The organism is Pseudoalteromonas piscicida, assembly GCF_002744175.1.
Taxonomy (GTDB): domain Bacteria; phylum Pseudomonadota; class Gammaproteobacteria; order Enterobacterales; family Alteromonadaceae; genus Pseudoalteromonas; species Pseudoalteromonas piscicida_B.
In genome coordinates this window covers 107,607-118,781 of the sequence record NZ_NKHF01000089.1, presented here as the reverse complement: position 1 = coordinate 118,781, position 11,175 = coordinate 107,607, and the positions used below count along the sequence as shown (strand labels likewise).

The following is an 11,175-nucleotide window of genomic DNA, read 5'->3' as shown; positions in this document are numbered from 1 at the left end:
TGCTGAATAATCGTCACCCGAAGCAGGCTATCAGCAGTTAAATTAAAGCAATGGCCTGCTTCATGTTCTATCCTATCGTTGACAGCAGACAATTGAAGCTCTGGGGCTAAATCGCGAAGATCTAGGAAGCTAAAGTCAACTTTGCCACTTTGCTCCACTTGCAATGTAACGTCAGTTTCCTGATCAACAAAGCGTGTACGAAGTACCTCGTGACGTTCAACGATAGCGTTAAATGATTTTATCAACGCGGTTTGGTCTAATGCTCCTGCAATAGAAAAGGCACCTACCATATTGTATTGATTCGAGCCGCCCTCAAATCTATCTATAAACCATAACCTTTGTTGAGCGTAGGACACAGGTGGGTTGACAGCACTGCGTTTAATTAACGCTGGTTTAGTTGCAGAGCTTGAAACGTTGGCTAAAAAGCGCTCCAATTTAACGATTGTGGGATTCTGAAATACTGCTTTGAGTGGTATCTCTAACATCATTTCTTTTCGGATCAAGCTAACCACTCGTGCGGCCAACAAGCTATGACCACCTAACACAAAAAAGTCGTCTTCGATGCCAACTTGCTCAATCTCAAGTATTTGTTGCCATATATCACATAACTGAAGTTGAGTTTGATTTTTTGGAGCTATATATTGCTGCGCGCTGCGGTTTTCTTCGGTGGGCACCGGGAGTGCTTTCCTATCTACCTTCCCGCTTGGCGTCAGAGGAAATTCATCCAGCTGCAGGATGATTCCAGGCACCATGTACTCAGGTAACAATTCAGATAACTTTGCTTGTATGGCTGCAGTATCAAACACACCTATCTCGTCGTTATTTATCACATAGGCAACGAGTCGATGACTTCCTGAGCTGTCCGCATGCGCTATTAAAACAGCATCAATGATTCCTGATTGCTGTATGAGACAATTCTCTATCTCACCCAGTTCGACCCTAAAACCACGGATCTTAACTTGATGATCAATACGACCCAAATAGTCAAGTTGAGTCGGTTGCCCCTCTGCATCTAAGCGCCATTTGACGAGATCTCCAGTACGAAATAATTTGCCACTATCAAAGGGAAGCTTGATAAAACGTTCTTCTGTTAACTCAATTCTATTTAAGTATCCATGTGCGACCCCCAACCCGCCAATATACAGTTCTCCAGGTACTCCCGGCGGCACTAGCTGCTGATTGTTATCCAAAACATAAAGCCTAGTATTCGCAAAAGGTCTACCTATTGTTACGCCATTTTCTACATCATGCAGTAACGCGCCCGTCGACCAAACTGTGGTTTCTGTCGGACCATAAACATTCCAAACATCGATACCTTTGTTATTAAGATCTTTGACCAGCTCTGCAGGCAGGGCTTCCCCTCCTATTACAGCCCTAAACATGTCGAGCTTTGGTAAATCGGCCGCGATAAGCAATTTCCAGGAAGCTGGAGTTGCCTGCATCAATGTTATGTTCTCTTTTACAATCAAATCAACAAGCGCATCGCCATCCGAAGCTTGTTCGCTTGTGGCCACAACCAGCTGCGCTCCTTGAATCAAAGCACAATATAGTTCAAACACGTGAATATCAAAGCTGATAGGGGTGACCGCCAATAGTTTATCACTGGCTTCAACGCCTGGCTGTTTCGCCATAGAACACAATAAGTTCAACATGTTGGTATGAGTTATAGCAACGCCCTTCGGCTTGCCGGTAGAGCCAGATGTATAAATGACATAAGCAAGTGCATTTGTACATTTTACCGTTTTAGATAAATTACTACCGTCTTTGTTCGATATTGTTTCGTTCAATGCATGATCTGATAAATCGATACGAGTAATATTTGCCAACTTAGTATTAAAACAATCATGATGATACAGAATAAACTCAGCTCCTGAGTCTTCCACCATATAACTAAGCCTGTCTTCGGGATAAGTAACATCAAGCGGTAAATAGCATGCACCAGCTTTAGTAATTGCGATAAGCGCTACAAGCATATCTAAAGAGCGAGGTAAATGAACCCCAACAATTGTACCTTCACTCACTCCCTGTTCAGATAAATACCTAGCTAACTTATTCGCCTTGCAGTTTAGTGCATCATACGTGAGCTTTTCGACACCACATGCCGCTGCTGTTTTCTCTTTATTTATCGTAACGCAATGCTCAAATAGCTCAGTATATCGACTGCATTCGGGTAAGCTAGCTTGGGTTTGATTCAAGCGCTCAAGTTGCGCTAACTCTTCGTCAAATAGAAGTGGATAGGAGGAAATTTCGGCGTCGGGACTATGAACAATACTGCTCAAAAACCGTTTAAAACGCTTAGCAATAAGAGCCCCTTCCGCTTCAGAAAAATAACTCAGGTTATAGTCGAGGTGAAAGACAGCATCTTGTTCTTTGTCATACTCACAAACAGTAAATACCAAAGGGATTTGCTCTCTATCGTGAGTCACAAAGTTTGTTTCTACAGGTTGACCATTTAGGCTGAGTTGAAAGTCCAACTTTTGATAGTTAAAACTAAAATCAAACAAAGAAACCGATCTACCATTTCTTTTAGACATCATAGTTCTTAAGTCGGCTATTGGGAATTTATTATGTCGATAGTCTTTCCTCAGGTACTTTGCCACCCCAGTTAATAACTCAGGAAACGATTTAGGCACAGAATCGGTGAAGTCTAATCGAATCGGGTTTACGTTTACCATTACACCAACGGTTCCACGCTCTACAGGTGTGCTTCTGTTATGGCTTGGCAGCGCTACAACCATATCCTCTGCTGACGTAGTACGATAAAAGAATAAATACAAGACGGAAAGCAAAAAATGGACTGGATTGCACTCTTTTTCCGCACAATACTCTCGAATAAGCTGAAACTCGCTAGCTTCGATTACTGAAGTTTTACGTCGGCTATGACTATCAAAGTTAATCTCTTTAGGAATAAATAGCGCATCTGGCATTCGATCGAAACGTTCTAGCCAGTACAGTCTGCTCTTTTGATAACTTGAGCTCTCCAAATACTCAGTATACTTTTCGGTGTAAGAGAGAAAAGACGGTGATGGTGGTAATTGTAGCTGTGATCGTGGAACCTTCTGTAACGCTTCATAAATTTTTAAGAACGTGGCCATCATTACAGAAAACCCCCACCCATCTATGATGATGTGATGCGCTTTCGCATAATACCAATACTCTTCATCTTCTATCTTAATCAAAGCATCTTCAAGCAAACTATGACTAACATCTGTTAGAGGCAGCGACATTTGTGTTTCGACCCATTTAGATGCGTGTTTTTTGGCATCGGCTTCAGCTGAAAAATCCAAAAACTCTAGTGGAGCAATCGGTCCATTGCTGACTTCAAGGCTATCTTTTTCTTTGTTAAAGACGAGAGTAAGTGCATCAATAGATTCAATTAATAATTCTCGAGCTTGCTTGTAGAGAGCCTTGTCGATCTTGCAACTAAAGACCTGATATCCACCAATATTATTTACAACGTCTCCGTTGAGTTGCCCTTCAATTAAAATACCTTTTTGTATAGAGGTTAGTTGTACATTCTTCATAGTTATCTATTTACGCCGAATAAGCGCAGCATTCCTTCATTAAACATCACGCCAAAGACGGATGAAATAAACATCGCAAACTTCGTTCAAATGTTCGAAGCCCGTATCTTAAATTGTAGTTACCCAATGAGTGTCAATTAGCTTCAGCGCTTTTCAGCTTTTTATTTTCTTCTTGCACTGTTGCCTGAATTTCTACTAAAGGCTCGATACCTAATTTAGCTCGCTCTGCGTCTGAAAAGTGAGGATCAACTGGATCATGAATATACATGTCACCTTTCTTGTTTAAGCGCCAATGTGTGCCATATCGTTGTGATTTTCCCTGAGACAAAAGGTAACGATCCATAGCTGCGCCCGCATACCACCCAGCCACTTCGAAATTCAATTCATAGGCTTGCTTGCACAAGTAGAATGCAAGCAAATGATTTTCATAGCTAGTGCTGGCATAGTAATTGTCAGAACCTGTCGCTTTAGGGGTGTGCTGTAGAATAATACAAGCGTAAAAAAAGCCTTCAGCTGAATCGATCCTGTTTGAGGCAACCAACTCTAACACTCGCTCACGTCTACGTGCTGAACCTTGAGAATCCGTAAGTCCTTCATTAATCATTTTTTGATCTAATTCGAACATCTGTTTTATTTCAGACGTTACATCCGATTCTTGCAAATTTTGTTGCTTAGCTAACGTGCTTCCCTGAACCCCTAAAGACAGGGTAAACAACAACACTTTGGTGAGAGATAATTTCCCCATTGAGTGACATCTCCATTAATATAACTCTACTGTGATTGAGTATGACGATTATTTTTATCAGCACTATGAATCTGCTCACACGCTAAAAAATGCGAGAGAGCCTATAAACATCAGTGGATTACCTATTCACGGCAAACGCTTAAGTGAACACTTCTGTAGTATAAAGGGCCATACATAGGGTAGCTAAGTATAGCGGACACAAACAAGCCTTAAACTGCAAAAGATAGTCTACTTTCATAAAGTCGGGTAGACTCTTGATATGCTCAGCATTCACACCATAAAAATATTAAAGATCTCACGCGTGAGATCTTTAATATTTTTACGCCACAACCTAATAGTTATCCCGAGTTATTTCCAGCTGGAAACATCTCCTCTGCCTTTAGCGTACAAATATTATTGTCTACCTTCAAAAACACAAGCACCAACCTAGCTTGACAATGACCATATCAAATTTTCATTTCACTGATATGGCTTTTCAATTTATAAGCCAAATCGGAAAAGCAAGGCTATGAAAACCTTGCCCTATAGACTCCTGAAGCGTCACTTGAACAAGTTTGCTGTCGCCTTTTTGAGCTCAGCTTGAGGTAAAAACTGACCTGTAATTGTTAACATTGCATACAGGTTGTGTTTTAGCTTATCCAATTCAAAGTTGCTTGGATTAGTGGCCACTTGTAATAAGTGAATAGTCACACTTGCAATGTAGTATGTAAGCACTAACTTACATACTACTTACTATTCTGAGTATAAAAATTAAGATTCTGACTCAGAAAGGAATGATATTACCTTTCGCAATGCTGAGTTCACCATATTGGTATCACCCCAGTCTATTGAGTCCCAGTCGACCCCACTGTCTAACGACATGATGTTGCAAGACAGCAGCTTCTTGATAACTTTAGGTGACTCTACTTTTTCGAAAGTATATAGCTCATTTCGTTTCTTATTACCGGCTGGGATCGCAGCCTTGCCACTCAATTTTTCTGCCAATAAACTGTTTATTTCTCTTTTATGACTACCAGTTAATACTGTTAGTCCTCTTTCAGTCTGATAATTTTTCTCTTCTGTAAGTACCAGTTTTTTCATTTTTACAAAAGACAAAGAGTTACCATCTTCATAAGCAGTAACAACAGCAGGGTATCGAACCAGCACATTATAATTATCAAACGCACCACCCGAAATACCCAAAACACTCACAGTCTCTTTTACAGTGAGCGCCTTTCCTCCAACTCTCTTTCTGGCTTTATTTAGAGCTTCTATTTCGTGCATAGCGGTCATAAATGCTCGGAGTTTGCCATATTGAGGCAAATCTTCCCGACTGGCGTTCTCTTGGAACTGCTTTATCTTGTGCAGCACAGGCTTTTTATCATAGACCTTAAAATGCGCAGCACCGTTTACACCGTGAGCATAGATCATAGCAAAAAATCTACGGTGGCCAGTCAATATCTGATAACTACCATCCTCTGTTGGAAAAACGGTGGGAGCCTGAATTACTTCCGAAACCGCAACATTTTCTCCTAGCTCTATGATTGAAGCGATAGTTTGATTGGACTTTTTCCATTCCGTTGAGCCCACAACGCAGCAATTTACAATGCAAGACTTACCAATAACAACTTTATTTTCAGCAGAATACCGCTCGATTAGTTGCTTCTTAGACAATTGCTTCGTGGCAACTTGATAGGCGTGCTCATCACTCATGATAACCGCAGGAAAATACCTTGGGTTACTATGGTCAGGCGTTACCTTACTAATGAAAAGTGACTTGTACTCGTAGCATGAATCCGAGATAGATTCCTGCTCATTTGAAGCAATAGATGCCAGTATAGTCTGTTCAAGTTTATCCATTATTTACCTTGTATTAAATCATATAACCCAACTGATTCCATTTACAAGACAAGTGCTTACGACACTCATCTATCTCTAAACAATAAGCCAAATTACTATATTATTATGCTTATTGCTAGGCACCAAAACGATTCATGGCAGATGAGTTAGCTTATACTTAAACACTGCTTCGAAAGATATCCCTTTAATAGGTTGAACCACTTGCCTTTAAGCAATAATACAGTAAATACACGCTGCGATACAATAGGATAATGGCCTGGTTGCTTGACAGGGAATCAGGGATTCGAAACAAAAAGCTTACAAAAACAGTGAGTAAGGATTCCACTAAGAATACGCACATCTGCACAACTAGACCCACACACGTCGAGAATATACAAATTGTACCCTTTTTAACCCCATCATTTCTCAAACCTTCATGAATGACTGCATAGCAAAAAGCGCCTTCGCGCCTTTTTTGGCTGCGGGTTAATACTTGGAATGAAACTATATTCCTAAGTTACAATTGATGTCGCCTCGCAATATAGTTTCATACTGAGCGGGGCTTTATATCTGTGTTTTGGCATGGAAATATTCAGCTTAACCGACACCAAATACTACCACTGCATCTCCCGTTGCGTGAGGTGCACGTTTTTATGCGGTGAGGATAAATTGACCGGAAAATCCTATGAACATTGCCTTGATTGGGTTGAAGAAAAGCTCCCGATGTTGGTAGTTGTCTTCTGTATCGACGTCTGTGCCTATGCAGTGATGAATAACCACACTCACGTTGTTCTGCGCGTTGATTGATGATAAAAAGGCCAAGCGCTTGTCAGATAAAGCCGTTGTGATACGTTGGCACCAGCTGTTTAAAGGTAATTGGGTACCTTAAGAAGAGCCTCTCAGCGAGTCGGAGCACTTGATACTCAGTGAATATGTTACCAAATACAGACAAAGACTGGCTGATATTAGTTGGTTTATGCGAGTGCTCAACGAGGATATTACCCGTTGAGCAAATAAAGAGAATGAGTGTACAGGCCGGCTCTAGGGAGGAAGGTTTAAATCTCAACTCTTGCTGGACGAAGCAGTATTAGCTGCTTGTATGGCATACGTTGACTTAAACCCTATTCGAGCTAAATTAGCCCCAACACCTGAAACCTCTGACTTTACCAGTATCAAAAAGCGCATCGACCATGCAAGGTAAGGGAAGCAACCAAAAAGCCTATTACGGTTTGCGGGAAGTCCCCGAAAACATATGCCAGAAGGACAGCCTTTTGAGCTCAAGTTTTACATAGCGTTGGTTGAGCTTAACGGCCAATGTATTCGCACCGACAAAAACGGTGCCATCTTTGAGTCTCAACCTATTCTGCAGAAACCTTATTTTAAAAGCACTTTTGATACGAATAGTAAACAACTGTGTGCAATTCTAAGTCGAAACTGCCATAACCATGGTGAGCAAATAACAGTGGGTGGGTGTCTTGTTTGTTCACTTCAGTTTGCTCAACCCTGCTTGGAACGTCTCGTTATCAGGGTGGAAGTGTAAACCTAACTGATAAAACGTTATCGCTTCTTGTTTTCGCCCTTCGTCTCGGGCATAAGTTGCAAGCCTTTCAAACGTCGCTGTTCGCGTTAATAGCGTATTCGGGTATGCTGCGACCCAGCTTTTATACGCATTTAAGCCTACTTTATATCCACTGTTCCTAGCATGCACAAAAGGAGGTTGGATGTTCTTGGTAATGCGTGTAAGCGCAGTTGCAGGTTGGTCAGCATCTTTGTGAAAAAATGCGAGATTACCTTTGTACAAGCCAATCTCGGCACTAACAAACTGATCTATTCGATAACGGCCATTCTCTGTTGGTAAGAGCTCGTATGGCATTCTAGTACCAAATGAGTTATCTAAAAGTAACCTCCCATTTTTTACAAAGACGGTAACTATTTCATTAAACGGCGAAAAAAAGCCTCTATTGATATTGTAATAATGCCCCACCATATCCGCATGCCGAGATTTATTTGACGCCATTTTAGAGCCATTGATTGCTCGTCCCCAGTTGCGCTCACTAATTATGGAGCTAATTACGGCATTAATAACAGGGATACGGCTTTTGTGTGCTCCGTTGCCAAAAATGATAATTGCTTTCCCTCCCTCCATTGTCGCCATCACTTGTCCGCCAAACCCCGCTCCGTAGCCTGAATGAGAAAACCACTCGAGGTTTCCGTCAGCCATATACCTCATCCAACCTAATCCCCATCCACCTGCCTTTTTTAGTGTCTGAATTTTAGTTGTTTCTCTTGCAACTCTTGGTGAAATTACTGTTCCAGACTGGTGCCGTAAAGCACGTTGAAAATCAATTATCAGTTTTGCCATATCTGTCGGAGTCGTCCACATCCCCGCAGCAGCTACTTGCGGATAGATAGGAAGCCCAGTCCCACCGGCAAGCGTACCGTCAAAATTGTGCGCTTTAGCCACATTCTTTGGGAAATTTGGACTACCGTATTGCTGCAAGGTGCTATTGGTCATTCCAATTGGCTTAAAAAGCATATTCTGAGCTATCTGAGCTATGGGTTGCCCTACCACATCCTCAATAACCATCTGCGCAATAACAAAACCGCCTCCACTATAACTAAAGCGGCTTCCAGGAGAGGATTGAATAGTAATAGGGTCCGCAGGCTTCTTTAACTTTTTACCGTTTAAACTTTCAACCAGAGTAGGTATGTCATCTCCCGTAAAATAAGCAGAATATCCGCTTTGATTCACCCCACCGCTATGACTGAGCAAGTGGCGCAACGTAACGGGTTGTTGAGTTGTATATTTGTTTTCAGGGAGTTTCCACCTCCGCAGGTAATTGTTTACAGGCACATCTAAATTCAGTCTGTTTTGTTCCGATAATTGAGTTGCAATGATGGCAGTTATCACTTTTGAAATAGAAGCTGCGCCAAAAGCGGTATTCTGATTTATATACTCTCCAGCACCACGTTCCTTTTTTCCATATGAGCCGATAAATGCCACTTCGTAATTTTCCACTACCGCAACACTTAGCCCGGGCAAATTGTGCTGCTTGAGTAATGCTTCAAAGTCCACGTTCGCAAAATTAACAGGTTGTTTTGCTGATGCCGCAACTGAAAACAAAGCAAACAATAAAAATAAACACCTTAAAAGCTTCATAAAACTGCTTTTCCTTTTAATAAATGTGCAGACCGCAGTGGTTGTGCTGTCATGTGTCTGAAAGTTATATAGAATATGGGTTTGAATATATCTACGAAATTCCTTTTTGCTCGCTTTTTTATGCTAACGGTCGGTTTTTTTATGCTAACGGTAGGTTTTTTTCAGGGTGTCACCTGTCTTTTTTCCAGACATAGTTCAATTTGTGCAGGCCACGTTTTACGTTTTTGTGTGGTGATAAGTCTATTTTATTCAATAATGGTAAACGCCACCTCAACCTCTCCCGTTCATATCTCATCAGTATCTGTCTGTCAGGATGTATCTAAAAATACACAGGGAAGACTGATAAAAGTCGAAAACTGTAGAGCAGTGTCAATCAATCAGGTCAACCCAAAGCAATCATTAGTTTGGATACAAGTTCATTTCGACGTGGCAAACGCAGGGCAACCTAGGGAGCGCCCTCTTGGACTGGTTCTGTCAGCCGAAGCATCTACGACGGTTTATCTTAATGGAGTAAAAATCGGCCGCAATGGCTCGCCAGCTGAGGAAGCAAAAAATGAAGTTGCCGGCCGCATAGATAAGAGTTTCTATTTACCTGACAGCCTCCTTATAAACCAACACAATGCTTTAGTCATCGAGTTATCTTCACATAACAGGCTATTACAAATTGATCCGCCTATACAAAGGTTGCTTATCACCGATTATCAAACGCCTAAGGACTACCTTGCAAACCACTACCTACCCGTGTTTATCCCGTTTGGTATTTTAATTCTCGGTTTTATCTACTCAACTGTATTAGCCTTCCAAAGTAATAATACCAAACACAACCTATTCATCCCTTTTGCATCACTTTTCGCAGTTATCCAGTTAATTGCTGAAGTATCACGCGGGTTGTTTGATTACAGTTACCCATACAATGGGATCAGGATGCTAACTATTCTTTGCTCAAGCTTAATAGTTTCATTCTTTTTATTGAGTTATGTATGTAAACGCTTTTTAACACAAAGGGGAAAGACAGCCTTAACCGTTGGTTGTGTAACGACCCTCATACTTGTCTTGTTACTGGATCACTTGGAATCAAAAACGCTTGCATCATTACTGCTCCCTATGGGAATAGGCACATTAATTACCGGGTATGCTGCGATAAAGAAAGCCCGCAACGCGCTGCCACATAGCATCGCACTGTTTGCATTTGTTTTATTGACTGCTAGTAGCCCAAACCAATTTTTGGATATTTACTACTACTATTGCATTGCTTTGCTTTTCGCCTTCTTTTTTGCTCAACATGCTATCGATTATAAGAAAGAGCAGGAAAAAAAGCGGTTTGAGCAAGATCGGGCAGATCGATTACAGCGCATATTGGATGAACAGAAAGAACGGGAGCAACCAACTAAAATAAAAATCAGCCATGCTGGAAAAACAGACTTTATATCTTGCGAAGAGATTTGTTTTTGTAAAGGGGCAAGAGATTATGTTGAGCTGGTTATTAATAATAGGGGAAGTGTATTGCACCACAACAGCTTGTCTGAGCTTGAAAGTACACTTCCAACCACTTTTTTACGGGTTCATCGCTCGTACATAGTGAATACTCAGTTCATAACATCATTATCCAGAAGCGCATCAGGAACCGGCATTTTACATTTATCGACAGGTGACGAAGTCCCAGTTAGTCGCAGGATCATGCCCAAAGTCCGCGACGCATTAGGTTAGACGGTTATCCAAATTAGACACTATTAGGCCAAAAAGCCAGCAAAAAAGCCGTTGCAATTATTGTGTGACTTAGGGATATGGCTTCATTCTAAGTCACAAAAAAACTGTCGCCCTGCAACAAAGTTTCATCCTCGTGCTACTACTTAATCTACTCACAAGTACTGATGACTCCCCTGCTAGGCCAACATATGTCAAAAAATAAAACACAATGCATTGACCTT

General features: G+C 41.3%; 5 protein-coding genes and 1 pseudogene. 2 read left to right on the top strand and 4 right to left on the bottom strand.

Annotated elements, in window-relative coordinates:
- The 3 genes from CEX98_RS18705 to CEX98_RS18695 form a co-directional block, all read right to left on the bottom strand.
- On the bottom strand, window positions 1-3,524 hold a 3,524-nt coding region (locus CEX98_RS18705; RefSeq protein WP_143484359.1), incomplete at its 3' end, for a non-ribosomal peptide synthetase.
- Window positions 3,525-3,657: 133 nt separating this feature from the next.
- Window positions 3,658-4,269 (bottom strand): hypothetical protein, encoded by a 612-nt coding sequence (locus CEX98_RS18700; protein WP_099643519.1) that lies wholly within the window; start codon window positions 4,267-4,269, stop codon window positions 3,658-3,660.
- 750 nt (window positions 4,270-5,019) lie between these two features.
- Window positions 5,020-6,108, bottom strand: a complete 1,089-nt coding sequence (locus tag CEX98_RS18695; protein WP_242441756.1) for a hypothetical protein — start codon at window positions 6,106-6,108, stop codon at window positions 5,020-5,022.
- 561 nt (window positions 6,109-6,669) lie between these two features.
- Here CEX98_RS18695 and CEX98_RS18690 point away from each other — a divergent pair.
- Window positions 6,670-7,459 (top strand): annotated as a pseudogene (locus tag CEX98_RS18690) (transposase); the annotation flags it as partial.
- A gap of 111 nt (window positions 7,460-7,570) precedes the next feature.
- Here CEX98_RS18690 and CEX98_RS18685 read toward each other — a convergent pair.
- A complete protein-coding gene (locus CEX98_RS18685) occupies window positions 7,571-9,247 on the bottom strand; it encodes a serine hydrolase domain-containing protein (RefSeq protein WP_099643517.1) in 1,677 nt (558 codons plus the stop codon).
- A gap of 75 nt (window positions 9,248-9,322) precedes the next feature.
- Here CEX98_RS18685 and CEX98_RS18680 point away from each other — a divergent pair, with 75 nt between their 5' ends.
- Window positions 9,323-10,954 (top strand): LytR/AlgR family response regulator transcription factor, encoded by a 1,632-nt coding sequence (locus CEX98_RS18680; RefSeq protein WP_099643516.1) that lies wholly within the window; start codon window positions 9,323-9,325, stop codon window positions 10,952-10,954.
- Window positions 10,955-11,175: the final 221 nt, after the last annotated feature.

What these genes read in the sequence shown, in the direction of transcription:
- CEX98_RS18700 (WP_099643519.1), bottom strand. Translation starts at nt 4,269, where the DNA reads ATGGGGAAATTATCTCTCACCAAAGTGTTGTTGTTTACCCTGTCTTTA.
- CEX98_RS18695 (WP_242441756.1), bottom strand. Translation starts at nt 6,108, where the DNA reads ATGGATAAACTTGAACAGACTATACTGGCATCTATTGCTTCAAATGAG.
- CEX98_RS18685 (WP_099643517.1), bottom strand. Translation starts at nt 9,247, where the DNA reads ATGAAGCTTTTAAGGTGTTTATTTTTATTGTTTGCTTTGTTTTCAGTT.
- CEX98_RS18680 (WP_099643516.1), top strand. Translation starts at nt 9,323, where the DNA reads ATGGGTTTGAATATATCTACGAAATTCCTTTTTGCTCGCTTTTTTATG.